Raw genomic sequence first — 24,564 nt, 5'->3', positions numbered from 1 at the left:
GCATTTAATTTATATCAGCATCGATAACATACGATCATTCATTACGTAAGCATATTTCTGTCAAATAAGCATGTAGGCAAATACGTGATGGAGTTATAAATAAACAAATCAAATAAAGATTTGCTATTTACTTTTATCATATTAACATGAAAATATCTTCACGTATGTTTAACGTTTCCAACGCAGATAACGGCTTGTAGAGAAGAAGCTTCCAAATAAGCCAACTCCCATGCCGATAAGCAAAAGAATCCCTGCAACCTGTAAGCTCAACGGCTCACTTGGCTGTAAATGAAACATCTCACTCATCATTCTGCCATCAAGCATTAAATAGACATAATGATATCCTACTACAGTTACGATGGCTGGCACGATTGCTCCTGCCAAACCGATTAAAATACCCTCTAGCATCATAGGAAAGCGAATGCACCAGTTACTGGCACCGACAAATCGCATAATGGCAATTTCTGACTTTCTTGTATAAATAGACATTTTAATCTTATTCGCGATTAAAAACATTGCTACCAAAGTTAGAAAGATAATAAACAGAAAACTGCCGGTACGCATTGAAGAAAAAGTTTGTATCATGGCATCTGTCTCTTCACCGCCATAACTCGCTTTTACGATACCTTTCATATCATGAATCTGTGCATTGAGCTGCTTGACATTATTCGCATCTTTCACCTCAATAATAAATGCATCTAGAATAGGATTGGTCTTTCCTTCATACATGCTGAACAGACTGTCATTGCTTTCATATTCTTTTTTATAAGCTGCTAATTCTTCATCACCACTGGATAGTTTCACACTTGTTACATGTGGAAGCTTTTCAATCTTTTTCTGTAACGTGGTTTTCTCCTGATCCGTCACGACATTATCAATCGTCGCACGAATTGTCAAAGCATCTTCAATGTGATATGTGATATTGGACAAATTACTTGTCAGCAATAAAAAGACGGCAATCAGCAGCAACGTGATAGTCATCGAAAAAGCTGCGGACATGGCCAGTCCAAAATGTCTTGTTATATTTTTACATGCGGTTTTTATATGGAATTTAATATATCGGTATAGTTTTTTCATAGTTTCATCTCTTTGTAAAGTTAACTTGCACTTATATGATAACGTACCATAGAAAAATTGTAAAGAAAAAGCGCTGTGCATGAAATAATTGGATATAAAAAAGGTGAGACGTTGTTTGTACTTTAAGGGAAAGGAAGTTTTCACAAGTAGGATGCTACATTTTACAAATAGCATTGCATACAAGCGTAACAAAACAATTTTTAATGCTATCTAATTTCTTCATTCAGATAAAACATCCTATACTTCTAAAACCACCATATAAGTGTTTTATCCAATACAAAGCTAACATAAGAGTTCCCTAATGAATCCGTGAATCCCATCAACAACGATCTATCTAATCACTTCCCCATGTAAGTACATAAACTTTTCTTTGTTTCAATCAACGCAGCTCTTCTCCTTAAATAAAAAAAGGCGTCCTATAAGACGCCAAGTCGTTTAATAGCCCATCTGCATCAATTTACGAAGACAATAACTTTCCTTCTGATAGCAACCGGCATCATGATAAAGATTTGCTAAATCTTCTAATAAAAAGCGATATAACTCACAGGTATCCATTTGATTCTTTTCCAATTGCTGAATGAGTTCTACCAAATAAGGTAAAACACTTGTCCCCTGCGCCATATGATACACATAAGTCAATAGCTGCTGCAATAAAGCATTGGTGTCTTGTTTTAAACGTTGTTTTAGCCATAAATATGCTTTTTCCATCTCATTTTCTTTTACACTGGCATAGGATATTAAAAAATAAAGATATTGCGGCTGATGATGTATCGTTATAGCCTTCTCACCTAATTGTATGACACTGTGATAATCTCTTACCATAAAGCGATTCATCACTAATTCATAATATGTTCGCTCAATAACGGCCGTATTCTTATACTGCTTTGCAAGCTTTAACGTATCCATTAGACGCTGCAAGGCAACATCATATTCCTTCATACGATTATAGCAGGCAGCTAAAGCACATTGCGTAGCCAACAGACGATTGATATTCCATTTCTTTTCTAATAACTCATATGCTTTTTTATAATATTCAATCGCTAATACGATTTCTCTTCGATAGTAATACAAACGTCCATACATACTGTATAAGATTTCACGATGTTCTAATACCGATAAGCCATCCGCAAAGCATAAAGTATGCAAAGATTCTTCTAACTGTCCTGACAACATTTGATAATATCCTTTATATGAATAATAAATAAATTGATGACGTGGTTCTAGAACGTCAATAAAATAACTGCATTGTTTTAATAGGCTTTGATACTTTTCTACAGCACCTTCATGAATAGCCACATACATCAGATGAATCAATAGATATTGCGGATATAAGATGGAATGTTCAAAATGTAAGGCTTCGATCTTTTGCATAAGCATCTGTTGCTCATCCTTTCGCATATAAATCAATGCAATAAAGGATTCTTCCAACAATTCCCGATACTTTTCCTGATGTTGAAATAAAGCTATAAAATCAATGTTCAGATAGTCGCAAATGCGCTTAATTGTATTCGGATGTGCTTCACTTTTTCCTTGTTCAATACTATGCAGCTGCATGCGGGTAAGGTTACAAGAAAGACAAAGTGCGCCTGCATCTTTATGCTGTTGTTCTCGCTTAAAACGCAGATACGCTCCTATATATTCCATTTGCATATGCTTATTCCAACATCATGAATGGATAACCTGATTGATATACGATATTTATTTTCATACTGCTCTCCTACTTCTATACGATTCGTAATGATCCACATCTCTTGCTCATGTAAAAGCATGTAAACAGGACCGTAATAACGATAATTTTTCTCTGCTTCTATTCAGGTGTCATCCCCCTTATCTTCTAACCAAGATAGCCCACATCTCGTATATTGCACGCGTGTATAACAGATATATCACAGATGATTCAAGTTTGCAAGGAAAAAGTGTGAGCTGTTTATCTACTGCCCACACTCCTGTATAATTGTTTGTTTTCAATAAACAGATTACTTTAAAGCCGCGCTGGAAGTAAAGAAGGTTTTGTAACCAAGCGTCACAAAGATGACAACCGTAATAGCCGTACAGCCAAGGATGGCCAACATGATACCAATCTGATATTTAATAGCCGTGAGTGGGAAAGTTCCTGATAACATTTGTCCTGTCATCATTCCCGGTAAAGATACGATTCCCATCGTCATCATGTTATTCATGGTTGGCAAGATAGCACTGTCAAAGGCGTCATTGACCTCATCAAACGTTGCCACCTTACACGTTGCCCCTAACATCAGACTGTTTTCAATACGCTCGCGATGATCTCGCATATTGGCGCACAGACGGTTTGCCCCAAGGGCAATCCCTGTCATACTATTGCCAATGATCATACCACTGATCGGTATGAAGTATTGTGGATTAAACCAAGGTTCTACCTGTAACACCAATAGCATAAAGACCACTGCCGTCACCAAATAACCGATGATCATGGAAAGAGCAACTAAGCGTTTTAATTCTTTTGACATGGAGTATTTTACGCGCTTTAATGCATTATAAACGGCAAAGCCTAACATGATGGCAAGCATACTTAATGTCAGCCACCAGCTGGGATGTTTGAATACATACAATAAGACAAATCCCATCAAGGTCAATTGAATAGTCATTCGTGTGGTCGCAATCAAAATCATCTTTTCGCGACGAATGCCTCTTGCCTTGAAAATAACCAACAAAACAAGCACAAACACATAGGCGATGGCTAAATTTAAAATAGAAAGATCCATAACTGTATTATTCATATACATACCCCCTACAGCCACCTTGGGCAAGTTCCAATAAACCATGAGGATAACGCTGTGCAATCTCAGCACTATGTGTCACCATAACCAGTTGCTTGTCATGTTCCTTCACAAAGGTTACTAAATTATCTATAACAAAGCTTTCTGTTTCCTTATCCAATGCACTGCTAGGCTCATCTGCCAAATATACATCGGCATCCATTAAAAGAACACGTGCTAAACATAGACGTTGTTTTTCTCCGCCTGACAGCTTTTCACAAGTATCACTGAGTTCCTTATGTAAACCGACCTTATCTAAATAAGCACGCAAACGATTTTCATCAGCAAGCGGCTGTTCACTCAACCTTAATCCGATTTGCAAATTATCTGCAATTGTACCCGGATATAAAATAGGCGTCTGTCCCAACATGATGATCTTACGACGTAGTTTGATAGGATGCATTTCCTTGATATCTACACCATTAAAATAAATGCTTCCTTCCTCTGCCTCATTCAGGCGGTTCAGCATTCTTAATAGTGTTGTTTTTCCACTTCCGCTGGGGCCAATCAGACATGTGATCTGACGATCAATCATCAGATGATCAATCTGTAAAATATGTTTAAATTTAAGCTTTTTGATTTCAAACATAATACCACTTTCTTTTCTTAAGGATAGCATAATTTTCCATATGCTTCCAATAGTATGCAAAATGTTTCGTACTTACTTTACAAACATATGGAGCAATTTAATCTAAAGATATCGGATGGATAATTTTTGCGCTATATTGAGAAAATAGGTATTGCGATTCATCACTTCATGATAGATAAAGAAAGTACGATAGCGAACAGGAAATGCTTCTAGAAACCTTACATTTTATTGGTATTTTTCATTCTTAAAATAAAGAATTAACATTTATATTGCTGTTACTATTGCGAAAATTAACGTTTTTCTAATAGCTATGACCGCTTGCTTTATTATACTTCTACTCATGTAATAGAAAAGAAATGCTATTTTGCGAACAGCACTTCCCTTCCTTCTGCATGTATTTGACTGTGTACAAAAACTAACAATTGCCTTTATAGACATAAGTCAGATATTGCTTAGCTCCTTGAAGTAAGTGTTCTAGCAGCTGGATATCCGTAGGAGCATCCAATTGATGATAGTGTGGAAAATAGCGTGTGATATGTAGTGGTATATTTGCATCAATTTGGGCCAGCCATTCACATTGTTTCAGCATATCTGCGATTGCATCATTACGCCGGGGAACGATAAGCGAAGTTATTTCCACATGCGTATGGGCTGCAGCACAGCGAATCGTTTCTTTCACCTGTTCCAAATTGCCGGCTAATTCCTCATAGATGTTATCTTGAAATCCTTTCAGATCAATATTCATTGCGTCAACATAGGGCAATAGCGCTAATAATTTGGTTGTTTCGATCATGCCATTACTGACAATGACAACTGCTAGATCTTTAGCTTTTGCTGCAACTGCGCAATCAAAAACATATTCATAGGAAATCAAAGGTTCATTATATGTAAAGGCAATACCAATGTTTCCATCTTTTCGTTTCGCACAAGCCAATTCAACAAGGGTGGCAGGTGAAATGGTATGATATGGTATCGTCTCGCTCATACTGATTTCATGATTTTGACAGAATGGGCAGCGCATATTACAGCCATAGCTGCCTATGGATAAGATATTAGAGCCGGGATGAAACCTTTGCAACGGTTTCTTTTCGATGGGATCTAAAGCCAATGAGGTAATCTTTCCATAGTTTTCACAAATTATTTTACCGTGTTTGACGATACGAGCTCGACAGAATCCGCGTTGTCCTTCCTTCAGTACACAATGATGAAAACAAAGATCACAAACGACATTCTTCATGACGTATCACCTCAAAGCGCTCTAAGGTGTAAGAAGCGTTTTCATCAATTCCTGCCTTATGTAAAGCAATTGCTACCTGTTGTTGTATCGTATCCACACCTTCCAGATCAGGTAACAACACGCCTTGATGATAGGCATCACTTACAATGATGCCATAACGTTTCACATCCAATTGGGCAAAGGATGTAATCTGCTCTGGCTCACATAATACATCCACATGATACACAAGGTGTGCAAGTTCTTCTTTTTGTACAGGAGGAAACCGCGGATCACGACTGCCGGCCGCAATCGCATTGGATATAATTTCCTGTGCGATATGTTCTTTTGTTGCTTGCAGCGTACCGATGCATCCACGTAGCTGTCCTTTTTCTTGTATGCTCACAAATACTGCCGCATGCTGTTGGCAAAGCGTTTTATCTTCTACCTCATCGTCTCTTAATATACGTCCTTCTTTGACATAGGTTTCCAGTGCCTTACGAGCCAGAGCTACATAGGGATCTTGCATTTTCATCCGAATAATTGCCGTTGCATAGCCTACCCCAAATGCTCCTTCATAAGATAAAAATTGACAATGCTCATATTGATGCTGAACTGCCCCCAACATCATCTGAAAAGCAGGTAGACCACATTGAGCACTTTTTTCACAAATATCATTAGGTAAAGTGGTAATATCGTTCAAAGCATCTGCTTTTAAAAGTTTTACAAAGGCCTCATCAAAGGCAGGCCCTTCTTTGGTATAGCCATAAGGTCCATCTTTCTTGAGCTTATGTGACAGATCGCCACTGGCTATGAGCACTACATCCTTCCCACAGGATGTTGCGGCTTTATATATGCATTCTCCAAATTGTATATGCGTATCTCTATCCAAACCGGATACAGCAATACGGACGATTTGAAAATCACGATATGCTTGTTCTATAAAGTAAAGTGGTACCATCGTACCATGATCTAATACAGGTTCCTGATTCCCCAGGGTACCAGCCGGCAAATGAGCCTTTTGGGCCAGGGAACAAAGGGCATTGATGAAATCCACATCATAATGTTCATGAAATTGCACCTGTTCACAGCCAAATGCACGCATATCACCATACGCTTGTTCTCCATCGGAAATATGAATATAATCCATATAGGCCGGTGCATGCGGTGAGCATATCACGATTGTTTGTGGACGAATACGGGCGATATCTTTTGCAATCGTTTCATAGCCTTGCCTTGTGAGACTGATTTTTTCTTCCTCTTTCTTTCCTATTTCGGGAAGCAGAATGGGTGGATGTGGCACGATATAAGCAGCTTTCAACATAAAAATCACCTTTCTTTTTAACAACTTATCGTTGTTTTTGATACACTCATTATACCACTATCTAAGAATTAACTTATAATAGTTTATTGTTTTAAGATTCGGATCCAGAGGATGATCAATATCTTTCCAATTGCCTATTTTTCATATTCTTTAGCATTCCCATTAGGTAATGTTCATCCTGATTACGTGATAGAAACATTCACATCCATTCTCGCTATTACGCTAAGGCTTTCATCTTGTGCTCATTACGCAAAACATACACCCCTCTTATGCGAAAGACATGCTTTACCAAAGTTGATTTTCATGCGTATGTTAGATACAATAGTCAAAGAATGTTACAAGAGAACGCATTCGTAAAAGACATCTAAATTTTATGAATGAATGTATTGAACAAGTTAAGAGATATTGCATTGGAAAGAACTTGCTAAGTTAATGAACTTAATTTCGGCCAGCATAAAGCCGAAAACAAACGCAAAGGAGAATGCCCTATGATTTTATATTTTTCAGGTACAGGAAATAGTGAATATGTAGCAAAACGAATAAGTAAAATGATTCAAGATGAGGTAATGAATCTTTTTGATAAATGTAAAGAAAAGGACAATGCAAAAGTAACCTCACAACGCCCATGGGTCATTGTTGTCCCAACATATGCATGGAGAATACCACGTATTGTCCATACGTGGATCAGGGAAACAAAGTTCACAGGAAATAAGAATATTTATTTTGTAATGACCTGTGGTGATAGTATCGGTAACGCAGGGAAATATCTTAAAAGATTGTGTGCTGAAAAGAACATGAATTACTATGGCTGCATCAAGATCATCATGCCGGAAAACTATATCGCATTATTTACTACCCCAACAAAAGATAAAGCTTTGCAAATCATTGATCAGGCGGAAAGTATCATCGATCATACGGCTCTTACTATTAAAAAAGGAATGCCGTTGCCACATACAACAATATCTTTCATGGATAGAATAAAGAGTGGAATTGTAAATTATCTGTTTTATCCTGTTATGGTCCATGCAAAAAAATTTTATGCGAGTGATCATTGCATATCTTGTGGTCAATGTGTTAACGTATGCCCACTTAACAATATTCAATTGAAAAAGGGAAAACCGGTATGGGGAAAGCACTGTACGCATTGCATGGCATGTATCAATCGTTGTCCTAAAGAAGCGATTGAATATGGTAAACATAGCCTTGGATTACCGCGATATACTTGTGACAAAGATGTATAATGGTATCCATCCATATCCTATATAATGCTATACCCCCTATGCATAAAGCATAGGGGGTTCTTTCGGTATTCTTTATCGGTATTCTTTACTTACATTCATTTATTATAAATTCTGCAGCATGATGTTACAGCCATCCACAACACTGTGCAGCGCATTTTCAGCAACATATACCGGAATCATCAACTCATTGCGCATCAAGGTATCCAGATTTCTCAACAAGGCACCTCCACCTGTCAGCACCAATCCATGCTGAACAATATCAGATGCCAATTCTGGAGGAGTAACCTCAAGAATGGTCTTTGTGGCATGTACAATTTCTTGAAGGCTACCACGAATATAGCTTTCTACTTCATTGCTATTGATTTCTATAGCATGAGGAAGTCCAGTTTCCACATCACGTCCACTCACGGAAATGGTTTCCGCATCTTTTACGACCATCGCATTTCCGATCTTCTGTTTGATTTCTTCTGCTGTTTGTTCACCGATATACATCTTACGTTTTGATCGAACATTTTCAATGATATCCTGAGTAATACGATTTCCGGCTGTTTTGATTGATGTTGAACATACAATATCACCCAAAGACAATACGGCGATATCACTTGTTCCTCCCCCAATATCTAGTACCATATTACCACTTGCTTTACCAATATCTAAACCAGCTCCCACAGCCGCAACCTTTGGTTCCTCTTCTAAATAAACTTTCTTTGCTCCTGCACGATATGCACAATCACGAATCGCATTCTTTTCAACGGATGTTATCTTAGTCGGATGACAAATCAAAATAATGTTCTTTTTAAACATTCCTTTTAATTCACATTTCTTAAGAAAATAATTTAACATCATATCCGTTGCTTCAAAATCAGCGACCACCCCATCCTTCAATGGGCGAATACAAAGCATATTCTTAGGTGTACGTCCCAACATCTCTCTGGCATCTAATCCTGCCGCAATACATTTCTTGCTAGAGGCATCTACCGTTATGACAGATGGTTCATCTACGATGACACCCTTATTGTCTAAACAAATCAACAGATTGGTTGTCCCCAAGTCGATTCCAATTTTTCTTACCATTCCTTTACCCTTCCTTCATTTTGTATATGCACAACCTTAATTTTCCAATATTAATATACTACATACCTTATGAAAAAGCAAAATAACCTTATAAAATTACCGGTTTTCTTTTTCTGTTTTATGATGAAGGTACAAATTTACCAAAAAAGGTGGATCCGCCATGTTTATAACATAGTCAAAACCACCTGCTGAACACAATCCTTTTATTTATCATCCATCGTATAGGGCAAGATCTTATCACTGTCTAAAAGCTTTTCAAATTCACCCAAAGGCATTGGACGATAATAATAAAAGCCTTGTATATAGTCACAGCCTTCTGCTTCTACAAACCGTGCATATTCTTTTGTTTCCACACCTTCAGCCAAGACCTTGATTCCCTTGATTTTCGCAATGTCGATGATATTATGGATGACCCGTTTTCGCTGTTCACTCAACATGCCCTGAAAAAACAAACGATCTAGCTTAATAATATCAATGGCAGCATTCATTAACAAATCAAAGGAAGAAAAACCATTACCGAAATCATCTAAGGTACAAGTGAATCCTTCACTGCGGAAAATATCAATTATATCTTGTACCTGATCTTTTTTCTCAAAATGAATATCTTCGGTAAATTCAAATTCAATCAGATCTTTCGGTAAAGAATATTGGCGAAACGTCCCTAGATAATCTTGTAGAAAATCACCATCAAAAACGGTTAAATTGGTCACATTAAAACTGATTGGCACTACTGCCTTATGTTTCTTTATGCGCTGCTGAAGGAAAGCACACATCTTATCAAAGTGCTGTAAATCAATCATATATAAATCGCCATTTTTGGTAAAGGTAGACATAAATTCATTTAAGGGAACCATCGTCCCATCCTCTAATATCCACCGCATCAACAGCTCACCGCCACAGATTTTGTGTGTCTGCAGTTCTACCTTAGGTTGAATATAAATCTGAAACTGGTTAAGAAAGCGCGCCTGAGTAAGCTTTGTCGATAAGCGATAGGTCTTTAAATATTCTTGCACGACATCTTGCTGCGCCAATTCATAGCTGAAGGTCCGTCTGTCGTGATGTAATTGTTTTCGCGCAATGCCTGCCAATGTCTGTAACTTCGCAAAAGGTGGACATTCCTCATGCAATAAATATATGCCAAAAGAGGTATATAGATTTTTATGTAATCCTTCTATTCCATTTTCAAATACAGCATCTATGATATCCATCAGAAAAGAATCCAAGACATGCGTCTCATGATTATGTTCAACAAAGAAATCAAAGGTATCTGCATATCGTCTTGCGACATAGCCACGTCCTTTTAACTGTGTTTCTAAAAGCTGTTGCATACTGACTAATACATGATCACCAAAGGCACAACCATATTCGATGTTAATATAGCGAAATTGTTTGATATTCATTTCCACAAAAGCATATTCTTTTTCATCCTTCTGAATGATGGTTTCATAAATATGTTCTAACCATTCATTGGTATGCGAAACATGCCTTAGTTTATCTTTGTTTTTCATGACCATTACCCCTACTGTATGCTATCTATTATATACCATAATGTCACATGACAGTAATTTTTTTGATTCTTAATGAAAAAGAGCAGTTATTTATACGTAGCTGCCCTTAATACTTCTAAAAAAGGTTACAAAGACATGGAAATCTATCTTATCAATCTAATTCAAACTGTCCGGTATATAATTGATAATAACGTCCTTTTTGTTTTAATAGTTCTTCATGACTTCCACGTTCGATAATTTCTCCATGATCTAAGACCATGATGGCATCGGCATTGCGAACCGTAGATAAACGGTGGGCAATCACAAAGACGGTACGATTTTGCATTAATTTATCCATTCCTTGTTCAATCAGTTTTTCCGTACGTGTATCAATAGAGCTAGTTGCTTCATCTAAGATCAGAACTGGAGGATTAGCGATTGCTGCTCTGGCAATCGCAAGCAATTGACGCTGTCCTTGTGATAAGTTTGCTCCATCTCCACTCAGCATCGTATGATATCCATCAGGAAGACGCTTAATAAAAGAATGAGCATTTGCCAGTTTTGCTGCCTCAATAATCTGATCCATGGTAGCATGTAGATTTCCATAGCGAATATTATCCGCAATCGTACCCGTAAACAGATGCGTATCCTGTAATACGATGGACATCGAACGACGTAAATCATCTTTGGCAATGAGCTTTACATCTATCCCATCATAGGTGATACTGCCACTTTCGATATCATAGAAGCGGTTGATCAAATTGGTGATGGTTGTCTTGCCGGCTCCGGTACTGCCCACAAAGGCAATTTTCTGTCCGGGTTTGGCATATAGGTTAATGTCTTTTAAGATCGTTACCCCTGGTTCATAGGCAAAAACAACATCATGGAAACGGACATCACCACGCAGCAATACAAGTTCAATTTCACCATCATGTGGATGTCGCCATGCCCAATGTCCTGTATATTCCTGACATTCCTGCATACTGCCATCGGCTAACAGACGGACCCGTGTAAGGGTTACTTCTCCATTATCTACCTCTTCACATTCTTCCATCATATCAAAAATACGCTCAGCACCTGCCATTGCGGCTAACATAAAGTTTAACTGTTGCGTGAATTGGTTGATTGGCAAAGCTGTTTGACGTACATATACCAAATATGCGGATAATGCCCCAAGGCCAAGATTTCCAGCGATTGCGAAGAAACCTCCAATACATGCGACAATTGCGTAGTTGAAATATGACAATGACACAACCGTTGGTATAGTTCTTCCAGAATAAGTCAGTGCTTCGGTAGCTGCACTGCGCAATGCTTCATTACGGCGTTCAAATTCTTCAAAGTTTGGTTCTTCATGATTAAATACTTTAACGACCTTAACACCATCAACCATTTCCTCGATAAACCCATTTAATTTTCCCATCGCTGCTTGCTGATGCGAAAAATAATACTTAGACTTTTTACTGTAATACTGAATCAGCAAATACATAATAATCATAAAAATCATAACAATACATGAAAGCTGCCAGTTTAAAATAAAGATGGCAATCAATGTACCGATTATCATGGTAAAGCTTTGGATAAGATTATCAAAGCAGTTATTCATTGCATCCTGTACCGTATCCAAATCGTTTGTAAAATGGCTCATAATATCCCCATGCGTATTTGAATCAAAGAAGCGTAATGGTAATTTCTGCATTTTCGCAAATAAATCCTGACGGATTTCCATAACGATCTTTTGTGAGGTATGCGTCATCAGCTGTTTGTAAATAGCCGTACATACAGCACCGCTGCCATACATCAAAGCCATAAACAGAATGGCCATGATTAAACCATCGTAATCATGAGGAACAATATAATTATCTATGATGGGTTGTAACATATAGGTGCCATATAGATTCGCTCCTGCACTGGCAATTACCAATACCCCAACAAACAACAAAGCAAAGCTATGATTTCCTAAATAATGCAGAAAGGTTTTTAAGGTTTTCCGCATATTTTGGGGTTTCTTTCCCGTAATCTGTTTAGCCATGGAAACCAGCTCCTTCCTGTTGTGAAGTATAAATTTCCTGATAAATGGCATCCTTTGCCAACAACTCTTCATGCGTGCCGATGGCATGAATACCTCCATCCTCTAAGATGATGATCTGATCCGCATGCATTACACTGGTGACCCGTTGCGCAATGATAATTTTTGTTGTGTCTTTTAAAGCTGCTAAGCCTTCTCGAATATGCGCTTCGGTTGCGGTATCCACAGCTGACGTGGAATCATCAAAAATTAAGACTTTAGGATGTTTCAGCAATGCTCTTGCTATGCAAAGACGCTGCTTTTGTCCACCAGATACATTAACACCGCCTTGCCCTAAATCACTTTCATATCCCTTAGGGAAATTAGGTAAGAACTCATTTACACAAGCAACCTCACACGCCCAGTCTAGCTCTTCATCATCCGCCTGCGCATTTCCCCATAACAGATTTTCACGAATCGTTCCGGAAAATAAAGTATTCTTTTGCAATACCATACCAATGGCATCACGTAAATGCTGTAAAGGATATGCTTTCACATTGCGTCCATCAATGGATACGATGCCATCTTCCACATCATATAAACGTGGTATCAACTGTACCAAGGTTGTTTTTGCCGAACCGGTACCTCCCAGAATACCGATGGTAGAACCGGCTGGAATATGCAGATTGATATCACGCAGCACATATTCTTCAGCATCTTTCTTATATTTGAAATACACATGAGAAAAATCAATCGTTCCATGTTCAATATAAGCATCAGCTCCTGCTTCATCATGGATATCCAATGGTTCATCCAGCACTTCAATAATACGTTCACAGCTGGCAAGTGATCGTGTCAACATCAAAAAGACATTGGAAATCATCATCAAAGAATTCAGTATCTGTAAAACATAACTTAAAAACCCGGTCAATTCCCCGACTTTCATCGTACCAACGAAAATCATATTTCCCCCAAACCAGAGAATACATAAAATGGTCGTATACATAACCACCTGAAACAATGGCAGATTCCATACAGAAGTCCGGAATGCTTTTTCACTTGCATAGCGTAATTGCTCATTGACCTTTTGGAATTTGGCCTTCTCATACGTGCCTCGCACATAGGATTTCACCACACGTATGGCAATCAGATTCTCTTGAACGATGGTATTTACCTTGTCGATGGATGCCTGCATCAAACGATATAAAGGACCTACCTTATGAATGATCAGAAATAAACCAAGGCCCAATATCGGGATTGCTATCAAGAATACGATGGCTAGATCTTTATTAATCGTAAAGGTTAAAATTAAAGCTGTCAGCAACATGACCGGTGAGCGAACAAAGGGCCGTATTCCATTGGAAATGGCTGTCTGCAAAATGGTAACATCACTAGTTAAACGGGTTATCAAAGAACTTGTAGAAAAATGGTCGGTATTCGCAAAAGAAAATTCCTGAACTTTCCTAAACTCATCTTTTCGCAATTCTGCTCCAAATCCTTGCCCTGCCGTTGCCGCAAAGCGTGCATACAGCACCCCTAAAATCAGTGCCAGCAATGCACATGCAATCATCTTAGAGCCTTGTAACAAAATATATGTCTTATCTTGATTGGCAACCCCAACATCTATGATATCCGCCATTAATAAAGGAATGACCAACTCAAATACGGTTTCCGCAACCACACAGAAACAGCTTAGCCATAGATATTTGCGATACTTATGCATATAAGGAAACATACGTTTCAGCATAATCTTACCTCCTAATCTAACGTTTTATTGCTAAGATTGTGATACATACGGTTAAGAAACTGTTTAAATTGCTCCTGCTCTTCCTCACTAAAACCTTTCAATGACAATGCTTCCACTTCTTTACAATGGGCATTCCATTCTTGTAAAGCATGCTTGCCCTTTTCGGTAATGCATAATTTCAATGCGCGTTTATTTTTCGCATCAATTGTACGTATCAACATTTTTTTCTCTTCTAACGAAGTTAAAATACGGGAAACTGTAGCACATTCTACATCACACGCTTCGGCAATATCTTTCAGCATGCAATTCTCATTTCCTAAAACATAGCGTAAAACCTTCGGTTGTCCCGGAGAAAGCTCATAACTTTCCATATCTTTGCGAATTTGGTTGCGCTGTGCATGAAAAGTTTTAAATACCATAAGATAAAATGGCGTTTTCATTTCTTCACCCCCAATCATTAGCTTGCTAATTGTTAGCAAGCTAAATATAATACCAGGTACTTATCTTGTCAATATGAAATGCTCATTTTAAACAAAAAAAGTCAGTCTTATTGTGATATGAATACTTCTTAGTAGACAACGTAAATGAAGAAAACGTTGTTTACGAAAGGAGTGATCCTATCATTGTTAACCGACTTTTATAAACTCAAAGCTTTCCATAATTTTTACGATGAATATCGACGACAAGTGAGAAATCATCATCAAATTTAGCTAACAATGCCTCCATATCCTGACAGTGTAGCTTATACTCCATTTCTTCCCCATATAAAGGTAACAATTGATAAAAACGAATGAGTTTTCCGCTGCTTAAGCGCACACACGCCGGTTTCTTTTCGGCTTCTAATGCTTCAATCAGCCCAATCCCCTCAAATTGATTATTATCAGATAGCGTTGCACGATCGGATCCAGCCGCAATGGTATGACCATAACCGATCCATGTATGATAATCTATCGGCATCCGAGCGATTATTTTCAGCCAACGAAGTGGCCAATAATCATTTTCATCATTACTTTCGATGTTCCAATCTGCTGGAAGATAGATTAGCAATTCGGCATTGCGTAATTCATACGCAGCAAATTGCGATGGTACCTCCATATCATGCGCACCCATACCCATGGTGACAAGTTTATAATAAGGATCTGTTTCATTAGGAGCTATTATGGCAATATCCACATGAATATCCGGCGAAAAGATTTCGTGAAAAACATTTTCAAAAGGGCCGAAGGTTTTCTGAATATATGCTTCCAGCTCTTGGATTTCATTTTCTTCATATACTTCCAAAGGAACAAGCTGTTCCTGCTTTGCTTTATGTTTTTTAAAGAATCCCATGATCATACCTCCCATATACATATTATCAGTATAACACGGCTATGAAAAGTGCACAATTTTCTTTCTTAGGGATACTCCTCTTTATCTTCCATAGTAAAAAGATGTACCATGCTCATCTCATGATACATCCAAAGCGAAAGTTGTTATCTGTAAGTTATGTAAGAAGGGTTTACGATTTTAACAATCCGCCTTTAAGATATGGTAATACTATATTGATGTACGCTTGTTTTTTTCGGTGCTAAAGAAGCAATGCCATCTCGTTTACTAAAATCGCCTTCATAACCATAAAAGTCCGTATGACCGATCCATGGCTCCACACATAGGAAGGAAAGCTTTTTTTCCTTATGATATGGTGACCAGATTCCCACATGATCAAAGCCGGTAAAATCAACAGTTATTTTTGTTTGCTTTGTCAGTGAGCGAATATGCAATTTCGTTGATGCAGGATGGATAAATGCCAATGCCTCTTTTTGAAACAGATTTTTGCGTATGAAGAAACGTCGTTCTTCATGAAAGAAAGGTTGTTGTTTCTGTAGCAGCTGCCCACTTTCACATACCTCATAAATATTCATTGTTTCCGGTTTCTCAAATTCTACATAATAATCATCACAGGATTCATTCTCATCTAAAGGAATGCGGAACCCCGGATGTCCGGCATAATTATAATATAGAGTACGTGTATCATCATTAGAAATCGCTGCTGTTACAATGAGCTTATTATCGATCACTTCATAACGCAGACGCACGCGGCATTGATACGGATATTGTTTCATTGTTTCTTGTGTACTGGTGAACAAAAACTCCACATACGATTCTCCCTGCGCAAGAATGGGCAATGTTTCATACCGCAGGATGCCATTAGAACGCATGGAATAGGTTTTTCCATCCAGCTGATAGGATAAATTGTGTAGCTTTCCTATGACAGGAAAGACGACAGGAGCACTGCTGCCCCATATCGCCGCATCTCTTTGCCATAAATATTCCATTTGCTGTGGGATGCTATACAAGGAACGCATTTGTGCACCCAGTTCATCAATTTCTACCCGTAATTGTTTAGAGGCGATGCACACCATGGTTATAAATACACGACCTTTCCGCTTTCACAAGAATCATGTACCGCCTGTGCAATGCGCGTTGCCTGTAAACCATCATAAATAGAAGTTCTAAATGGACGGTCTGATAAAATATCAGCCACAAATTCCTGCATTGGTTCTAAACCAAAGCCACTGGCACTGTCTTGGGTAAAATTCATGAAGATATAATTAGGAATCGACTCTTTCTTATCCGTAAAGCTCTTAACACCACGATAGGATTCATTCTTAAAATATTTCTTTTCAGTTACGACAACAAGCTGTCCATCATTGGATTTAGGAAAAGTCACAGGCAGGATCCAGTTGTTTTCTACCGTCCAGTTGCTGCCATCTTTCATCGTCAAGATTGCCTGTATGTTATCATATGTCTGATAACCTTCCTTTTTCAATACTTCCTTATTGCCGACTGCATATACTTTTTCTACTTCACTGTCTGTTATATAACGAATTAAATCATAACAATGTACCCCTAGAAACCAGGCAGGAGACGATTTATCTGTCCAAGTAAACCACTTTCTAGGTACATCAATGATATCATCCAGCGCCATATAGCCACGGATAAAGGTATCCTCATCTTTTTTGATTTCATCACGGATGGCATTATAGGCAGGATCCCAACGCTTATGAAAATCTACCGAAATCTTAACTCCGTGTTTTTCAGCTAAGGCAATTAATTCTTCACATTCTTTTACACTGGTAGCCAGTGGTTTTTCAATAAACAAATACTTGATTCCGGCTTCCATGGCATCTTTGGCTGGTTCAAAATGATATGGATCCGGTGTTGCGATACTGATTGCATCTAACTGCTCCTGCGCAATCATTTCTTTTACGGTTTTATAACCGGTTATCTGATATTTATCAGCCGTGGCTATTCTGCGTTCTTCATTCAAATCACAAAATACCACACGTTCAACATTTTTATCACAGCAATAGGTATGGATATGATAATTTCCATAAATACCTGCACCTACTACACCAATCGTTAATTTTTTCATTTTTTTAACACTCCTTATAAGGATTCTATCCCAATTGTTTCTTCAAATTTTGCGTCTTCTTTCGCATAATATTTTTCCAAGGCCTTACCACCGAAGATGACTGCTACATCAATGACAATCAAGGCAATAGCGCCAACCACCGGTATTTCCGCTAATAAGGTTGGAATTAAAATAAACAGATTTCCTAAAGCCATCGTAGTTGCCTGCTGATTTTGTGCTACCAGTGTCAGATTTGCATTGTGTGCCAGCTCTGTAAACATAGGGGCAGCCCAACTGGAAATCCATAACACGATTGGAATAAAGATCAAGCTGGATACAATCGTTCTTCTGCGATTTGCGCGATGTACAATCGTCGCAAAGCAAACATAGAAAGCCGCAAACGGTACTTCTCCTAGTGGCAATGTCGTATTTCCCGGTAACACCGCCGCTACGATCATAAAGACAGGAATCATTAAGAAACCAACAGATATTGTCACCGGATGTCCGATGGTAACAGCAGAATCTAAGCCGATATACAATTCACGGTCCGCAAAATGCTTGGTGAAGAATTGCTTTGCTTGATTGGAAATCGGTATTAAACCATTTACCAGCATTTTAACCATCGTTGGGAATAATTCCATCAAGGCTGCTGTTTTAATCGTTACATCGGCAATTCCCTTAAAATCATAGCCGGCTACGATACCAAAGAACATACCCATGATCAATCCCAAATAAATACGTTCTCCAAAGATAGCTCCGATATAATGGCCAATTCCTTTTTTGGTTTCTTCTTCATACTCTTCTTCCATCTTGCGATGTGCTAAGAAAGGAATATGATCATAAACTTTATCTAACAGCAGGAACAAAGGCGCACTAGCTGCCGCAAAGCCATGTGGAATGGCAATTGCTTCAATACCGATGATTTGCTGGGTACGATGCGCCATGATATCCGCAACCTTTAAGCCTAAGATGGCATGAGTGACACCGGCTAAAATAGCTAACCAGAAGCTACCTGTTAAAATCTGTACAAAACCTGCTGTTATGGCAAAGTACCAGAAGTTATATACATCGACATTTACCGTATTGGTAAGCTTTAAGGCAACCATTACGATATTTACGAATATGATAATAACGATCAGTGATGCTCCTAACAACCCACCAAAGCCTACGGCTGCTGCCGGTGAACCACCGACATCGATTGCCGTCAAATTTAGATTTAAGACCTTTACCATCTCATTAATGACTGGGCCTAAAGATTGTGATGTTAGCGTAGATACGATACTGACACCGACCAAGCCAACACCAACCGTTGCCCCGGCACGCAGAGCTTTGGGAAACTTCAAACCAAACAATAAACCAATCAGACACATGAGCATAGGGACAAAGATATAGCTTCCCAGATCTACAATGTAACTGATGACATCCATTACAACTTGCATACGTAACTCCTTTCTATCCTTGCAAGATTTCCAGCATTTTTGCGGTTACTTCATCTTCATTTACACCTGATAAATAAGCACTGCCGGAAAGTACAGGTGAATGATATTTCTTTCTGACACGCATGGTCGTTATAATCAAATCCACGCTGCCATCGTAATTATCAACTTCTGTTAACGTACATTGCATTGTTTGAAAAGCAATGCCTTTTTGTTTTAAGATTGCTTCCACCTTATCTTTTACCATGCTTGAGGTTGCCAAGCCTGCACCACAAGCAATTACGATTTTTTTCATCTCTATATCCTCTTTTCTGCTTCTTAAGCTTGTTGCTGCACATACCCATTCAACATATCACAGATTGCCTGCGAAGAATGTGTTGCCAGCATCTTTTGCAACATCGTTTCTTCTTGAAACAATCCCATTAAGATCTTCAGCATTTCCAACTGTTCATGCGCTTGCCCAACAGCTAACAGAAAGATAATATGGACATTTAGACTTTCTTCCATATCTTCCATGTTGTGAAAACTGACAGCATCTTTCAGAATGCCGATTGCCACATGTGAATCTTTGATACGCTCATCAAACGCATGGGGCATAGCAATCGCCGCACCTTTTGTCTGTAGACCTGTTGGATACTGCTGTTCCCTTTCCAGTACCAGCCCGGCGTAATCATCCTGCACACAACCTTCTTTCCTCAATAGTGTCACAAGTGATGTGATGGCTTCTTTTTGATTAACAGCCTCCAAATCCGTTTTAACCAGTTCTGGAACAAATTGAAATTTCATATATTCTCACCCCATCTTTCTACACCTTAGCTTCATACTGCAGGAAAATGTCATACAACGCTTCTGGTGTTGTACATTCCATCACCTGCTTGACAGTCTGATTGTCACTCACGATATACGCTAACTTTTGCAACATTTGTAAATGTGAGCGAGAATCTGTCGGTGCTAAGATCAGCAGTAGCTTTACCGGCACCTTTTGTTCATCAAAATAAAATGGTTTTTGTGCCAAGACAATCGAAACAGCATTTCTTATTACTCCTTGTTCCGGTCTGGCATGTGGTAGGATAACATAAGGTGAAACAATAAAACTCGTACCAAAGTGTTTTACGTTATCGATGACTGCCTTAAGATATTGTTCCTTTACATCACCGTGAAGAATTAATCTTTGTATCCCTAAGGTTACTGCCTCTTGCCAATCCTTTACCTGTGATACGATTTGTATATTCGCAAGCTGAATACTTTCTTCTTTCACCTTATCCACTCCTTTTTTGTAAGACATGCATCTCTTTACGTTGCCATTATAACAACCATGCAAGATACGAAAAAGTCCAAGCCGACTGAACTTCATTGTGCAATCACTTGGACTCCTTTTTTTATTTTAATACCTTATTGCATATTGGATAATTTCTTTAATCCTTCTAATACAGCTAGCGTATCGTCCATCTTAAGAAGCTGATCTACTAAAGCTGTATCATTTGCCAAACGTATGATATCGCGTAAGAGATGCAAATGTTTATCCTGATCAGGATTGGATAATACAAAGAGAAAATGCACGTTGGCATCATCTTCAAACGTAATGCTTTGTTTATTGATAAGCAGTGATAATCCTAAAGCATTTGCCCCTTGCTCAGGATTGGCATGGGCAATTGCCACACCATTCGCCAATACGATGTAGGGACCATAATCATATAATAAATCAATCATCGCTTGTACATAACTCTTCTTGATGATTGCCCTATGCAACAATGGCTCACTGGCCTTATGGATCGCCTGTTGCCACTCCATTGGTTCATCCAAGATCTGGATGGTCTGCTGTTTTAAAGCATCAAAGATACGCAATTGTTCTTCCTCTTCTACATGTACCAACACATTGCCATTACGCAAATATGCTACGACATCCCGCTGTAATTGAGGCATTTGTGCTTCCTCTACATATTTTCGCAATACATCAAATAACCCATTCACTTGTTTGCGATCCATCGTATAAGATTCATAATTCAACATCATCATCGAGGCGATACGCGATTTATCCTCTTGTGTTAAAATCGTATTTACTCGTATCCAAGGTACTTCACTGGTAAGGGTTATGGTGGATACAATAAAATCCACTTCATCCTCAAACTGCGCTAGATTCGCTGCTGAGGTCGTTGCCACGACATCCACATTGGAATATAAATCTTCAATTTCCCTGCGTAATAGCGTTGAAGTCGAAATACCACTTGGACAAACCACCAATACTTTGATACGGCGATAAAACTTACCGCCTCCTTTACGCAGATGTCCGCCAAAATGCATGGTAATATACACCAATTCACTTTCCATAACGGGGAAAGGAAAAGCTTTTGCCATATCTTGACATATCATGGAAATCATCGCATAAATATCCGCATAATGCTCTTTTACTTCCTGTATCATAGGATTTACTACCTGAATAGATAAACGGTAATAATACATAGATAATTTGAAGTGCAGATAAAGGGAATTGATCAAGCCGTTCTTATCAACCAACTGCAGACATGCCATGCGTTCAAAGGCATCACTCATCCGTTGTGCCAATTCAAACAAACGAATATCATTTTCATCATCCTCTACCTGTAAGGCTTCCCCAGCCTTAGAGCCTAACAGATGTACCGCCAAATACAAGCGTTCATGTACATGAAAATCTTGAAAGTATGTATCAATCAGATTCAATTCCTTTGTTTCCGCTAAATTTTTCAACTCCAATAAAGAGAAATCAAATTCATCATGCGTGTAATGAATGATTCCCAGCAGGCAGGAAATGGATAGTAGATTAGCATTATCAAATTCATTTCCCATTTCAGCTGAGATACGCAATAAGCGCTCATAAAAATCTTCTACTTCCCCCACATTCAGGAAGCTCAAGCTGCGATAATGCACACGATGTAACAACATCTTTAAACTGTATAAAAGAACAGCTCGTTTATGCAATGCCTTACCGGTTATGAAATACCCTTGTTTTAAATCAAATTCTAGCTGTAAATCATAATGAGACAGTTCATGTTTCAGTCCCTTAAGATCATTAAAAACCGAATTGCGTGATATATCCAAGGTTTGTATGATATCTTCTATGTGAATCGGTTTTGTTGGATACATCATCCAACAGATAAGATAAAAAATACGTTCTTTAGGGCGCAGGAAATGATCCTGTTGTTGTTCTAAAAAAGGCTTCAGCTGCAGCTTTTGTGTTTCACTCATCACATAGCCTTTCCCACGTATATTCGAAATAGGTTCCATATGCAGTTGGGCAAATAGTTCATTTACTTTATTGACGATATAATATACACTGCGTCTGCTCATATTTAATTGCTTTTGTAGCATCATCATAGATATCGGCGCATCAGCGTTTAACAGGATTTCCATAAAATCCTTCTGCTTGGGTTCTAAGGATATGGTTAACATCTCACACAGCACCTGCTTTCTGCTGTTTGATGATACAATGTTCAATATGTTTCAATAATTTAATACCACGTTTTTGGGCATCTTTTGCTAATAACGTATCTCTGAAAAAGCGATGTTTCAGCTGATAGGCATCTTTCAGCTGATAATTTTCTTCATAGGTTACGGCAATCGTGCCGGCATCCATCACTTCAATGTCGTAAGATACGATCGTGATATCCATCTGGCTTGTAAAGCTTGCACAGTAACGACGATTGGGAATGCAGTCTAAGATTTTTACAATCACTTCGGCATTCTTCGTGCTGCGCTTAGGCAAGCGTTTGGTATAGGAATATCCTTTTTCTAATATTGCCATGCGCACTTTTTTCTTTGTTTCTTTTTGAATATCTGCACAAATCGATGTCATAATCTCCGCAAAAAAAGCTTCTGCGGACACTTGCAGATGTTGTCTTACTTTCATAATGTATCCTCCTTCAGTATAGAGATGCAAGTTCTATCGGGAGTGTATCAAATTATATAACAAATGAAAGCGGTTGTAAATAATTCATAACCTGTATATTTAAGATAATATTTTATTATTCTATACATAAAATGCGTAAAAAAGGGCTGATTATATCAATCTTGCCCTTATTTTACAATAACTTTAATTGTTTTCTTTAAACCGTGAATCTTCGCATATACATAAGCCGTCCCTTTTTTCATCCCGGTGATCTTTCCGCTGCTGGATACGGTTGCGATTGCCTTATTGCTGGAAGACCAACTTACTTTTCCACCAGGTACTGCTGTAGCTTTCACCGTATAAGATTTCTTCCTATAGATGCTTACGCTTGCCTTACTTACCTTCAATGTCGGATTTTTCACCGTTAGTACACAATTCACCTTTTTCCCAAAAGCGGTTGCGGATATGGTTACTTTACCTGCTTTTTTAAGCTTTACCATACCTTTACTATCCACCGTCGCAATTTTTGTATTACTGCTTTTCCAAGATATTTTCGTACGATAAGAGGTTGTTGCTTTTAAGGTATAACTTTTTCCAGCATAAGCAGTTGCTTTGCTTTTATTTAATGTAATTGTCGGATTTTTCACCGTTACTTTACACTTTACGCTTTTTCCATAAGCATTCGCATAAATATATGCCGTTCCTGCTTTCTTACCAGTGACATCACCAGTGGAACTTACGGTCGCAATTGATGAATTACTGCTCTTCCATGTGACCTTGGTACGATAGGAAGTCGTGGCCTTTAAGGTCGTTGTTTTCCCTTTATAAATTGAACTGCTGCTCTTATTTAACTTTAAAGCCGGCTCTTTTATCGTAAGTTTATATTTCACACTTTTTCCATAAGCATTCGCATAAATATATACCGTTCCTGCTTTTTTACCAGTGACAACACCACTGGAGCTTACGGTCGCAATCGATGGTTTACTGCTCTTCCATGTGACCTTGGTACTATACGAAGTCGTGGCCTTTAAGGTGGTTGTCTTACCGCGATAAAGCGATGTACTTCCTGTTACTTTTAAGGATGGCTCTACCACCTTAATCGTTTTTGTAACACTCTTGCCAAACGCTTTGGCCGTTATCGTTACCGTTCCTGCTTTCTTACCGGTGACAACACCATTAGAACTTACGGTCGCAATCGATGTTTTACTGCTCTTCCATGTGACCTTGGTACTATAGGATGTTGTGGCCTTTAAGGTGGTTGTCTTACCGCGATAAAGCGATGTACTTCCTGTTACTTTTAAGGATGGCTCTACCACCTTA

General features: G+C 38.4%; 22 protein-coding genes. 1 reads left to right on the top strand and 21 read right to left on the bottom strand.

Annotated features, from left to right (window positions below; all coding sequences use genetic code 11):
* Positions 1–168: 168 nt before the first annotated feature.
* From ftsX to amrA, 6 genes are all read right to left on the bottom strand, one after another.
* Complete coding sequence (ftsX, locus tag ACESSZ_RS08645; protein WP_331866675.1) at positions 169–1,077, bottom strand: permease-like cell division protein FtsX; 909 nt, start codon at positions 1,075–1,077, stop codon at positions 169–171.
* Positions 1,078–1,512: 435 nt separating this feature from the next.
* Complete coding sequence (locus ACESSZ_RS08640; RefSeq protein WP_331866674.1) at positions 1,513–2,727, bottom strand: helix-turn-helix domain-containing protein; 1,215 nt, start codon at positions 2,725–2,727, stop codon at positions 1,513–1,515.
* Between the two features lie 326 nt (positions 2,728–3,053).
* Positions 3,054–3,833 carry an ABC transporter permease gene (locus ACESSZ_RS08635; RefSeq protein ID WP_008689896.1) on the bottom strand — a complete coding sequence of 260 codons (780 nt, stop codon included), beginning with the start codon at positions 3,831–3,833 and terminating at the stop codon, positions 3,054–3,056.
* Positions 3,826–4,461, bottom strand: coding sequence for an ABC transporter ATP-binding protein (locus ACESSZ_RS08630; protein ID WP_165877213.1), 636 nt, complete (start codon positions 4,459–4,461; stop codon positions 3,826–3,828). Before ACESSZ_RS08630 ends, ACESSZ_RS08635 begins: the two co-directional genes overlap by 8 nt.
* A gap of 415 nt (positions 4,462–4,876) precedes the next feature.
* Complete coding sequence (amrS, locus tag ACESSZ_RS08625) at positions 4,877–5,698, bottom strand: AmmeMemoRadiSam system radical SAM enzyme (protein ID WP_331866673.1); 822 nt, start codon at positions 5,696–5,698, stop codon at positions 4,877–4,879.
* Entirely contained in the window at positions 5,679–6,998 is a 1,320-nt protein-coding gene (gene amrA, locus ACESSZ_RS08620; protein ID WP_331866672.1) for an AmmeMemoRadiSam system protein A, read from the bottom strand. Before amrA ends, amrS begins: the two co-directional genes overlap by 20 nt.
* A gap of 488 nt (positions 6,999–7,486) precedes the next feature.
* Between amrA and ACESSZ_RS08615 the strand changes: the two genes are divergently transcribed.
* A complete protein-coding gene (locus tag ACESSZ_RS08615) occupies positions 7,487–8,239 on the top strand; it encodes an EFR1 family ferrodoxin (RefSeq protein WP_008689900.1) in 753 nt (250 codons plus the stop codon).
* A 102-nt stretch (positions 8,240–8,341) separates the two neighbouring features.
* Here ACESSZ_RS08615 and ACESSZ_RS08610 read toward each other — a convergent pair whose 3' ends face one another.
* The 15 genes from ACESSZ_RS08610 to ACESSZ_RS08540 all read right to left on the bottom strand — a co-directional run.
* Entirely contained in the window at positions 8,342–9,313 is a 972-nt protein-coding gene (locus tag ACESSZ_RS08610; RefSeq protein ID WP_008689901.1) for a rod shape-determining protein, read from the bottom strand.
* Between the two features lie 203 nt (positions 9,314–9,516).
* A complete protein-coding gene (locus ACESSZ_RS08605) occupies positions 9,517–10,821 on the bottom strand; it encodes an EAL domain-containing protein (protein ID WP_008689902.1) in 1,305 nt (434 codons plus the stop codon).
* A 151-nt stretch (positions 10,822–10,972) separates the two neighbouring features.
* Complete coding sequence (locus ACESSZ_RS08600; RefSeq protein ID WP_008689903.1) at positions 10,973–12,829, bottom strand: ABC transporter ATP-binding protein; 1,857 nt, start codon at positions 12,827–12,829, stop codon at positions 10,973–10,975.
* Positions 12,822–14,552 carry an ABC transporter ATP-binding protein gene (locus ACESSZ_RS08595; RefSeq protein WP_008689904.1) on the bottom strand — a complete coding sequence of 577 codons (1,731 nt, stop codon included), beginning with the start codon at positions 14,550–14,552 and terminating at the stop codon, positions 12,822–12,824. The genes ACESSZ_RS08600 and ACESSZ_RS08595 overlap by 8 nt, the downstream gene beginning before the upstream one ends.
* Positions 14,553–14,563: 11 nt before the next feature.
* A complete protein-coding gene (locus tag ACESSZ_RS08590; RefSeq protein ID WP_008689905.1) occupies positions 14,564–14,992 on the bottom strand; it encodes a MarR family winged helix-turn-helix transcriptional regulator in 429 nt (142 codons plus the stop codon).
* A 205-nt stretch (positions 14,993–15,197) separates the two neighbouring features.
* Complete coding sequence (locus ACESSZ_RS08585; RefSeq protein ID WP_008689906.1) at positions 15,198–15,881, bottom strand: suppressor of fused domain protein; 684 nt, start codon at positions 15,879–15,881, stop codon at positions 15,198–15,200.
* A 191-nt stretch (positions 15,882–16,072) separates the two neighbouring features.
* Entirely contained in the window at positions 16,073–16,954 is an 882-nt protein-coding gene (locus ACESSZ_RS08580; RefSeq protein ID WP_008689907.1) for an aldose 1-epimerase family protein, read from the bottom strand.
* Positions 16,955–16,956: 2 nt separating this feature from the next.
* On the bottom strand, positions 16,957–17,967 hold the full coding sequence (locus tag ACESSZ_RS08575; protein ID WP_008689908.1) for a Gfo/Idh/MocA family protein: 1,011 nt from the start codon (positions 17,965–17,967) through the stop codon (positions 16,957–16,959).
* A gap of 14 nt (positions 17,968–17,981) precedes the next feature.
* Positions 17,982–19,385 (bottom strand): PTS transporter subunit IIC, encoded by a 1,404-nt coding sequence (locus tag ACESSZ_RS08570; protein WP_008689910.1) that lies wholly within the window; start codon positions 19,383–19,385, stop codon positions 17,982–17,984.
* Between the two features lie 13 nt (positions 19,386–19,398).
* Complete coding sequence (locus ACESSZ_RS08565; protein ID WP_008689911.1) at positions 19,399–19,677, bottom strand: PTS sugar transporter subunit IIB; 279 nt, start codon at positions 19,675–19,677, stop codon at positions 19,399–19,401.
* 23 nt (positions 19,678–19,700) lie between these two features.
* A complete protein-coding gene (locus ACESSZ_RS08560) occupies positions 19,701–20,168 on the bottom strand; it encodes a PTS sugar transporter subunit IIA (protein ID WP_008689912.1) in 468 nt (155 codons plus the stop codon).
* A 19-nt stretch (positions 20,169–20,187) separates the two neighbouring features.
* The gene (locus ACESSZ_RS08555) at positions 20,188–20,640 is read right to left on the bottom strand and encodes a PTS sugar transporter subunit IIA (RefSeq protein WP_008689913.1); all 453 of its coding nucleotides are present in this window, start codon (positions 20,638–20,640) and stop codon (positions 20,188–20,190) included.
* 134 nt (positions 20,641–20,774) lie between these two features.
* On the bottom strand, positions 20,775–22,769 hold the full coding sequence (locus ACESSZ_RS08550) for a BglG family transcription antiterminator (RefSeq protein WP_499842754.1): 1,995 nt from the start codon (positions 22,767–22,769) through the stop codon (positions 20,775–20,777).
* 40 nt (positions 22,770–22,809) lie between these two features.
* Positions 22,810–23,265 carry a DUF3284 domain-containing protein gene (locus ACESSZ_RS08545; protein ID WP_008689915.1) on the bottom strand — a complete coding sequence of 152 codons (456 nt, stop codon included), beginning with the start codon at positions 23,263–23,265 and terminating at the stop codon, positions 22,810–22,812.
* 167 nt (positions 23,266–23,432) lie between these two features.
* The coding region (locus tag ACESSZ_RS08540; RefSeq protein ID WP_499842753.1) for an Ig-like domain-containing protein at positions 23,433–24,564 on the bottom strand (1,132 nt) is incomplete at its 5' end.

The sequence above is a fragment of the Eubacterium sp. 3_1_31 genome (assembly GCF_964249515.1).
In the GTDB taxonomy this organism is placed as follows: Bacteria; Bacillota_I; Bacilli_A; order Erysipelotrichales; family Erysipelotrichaceae; genus Longicatena; species Longicatena caecimuris.
This window is presented reverse-complemented; position numbering and strand designations above follow the sequence as displayed.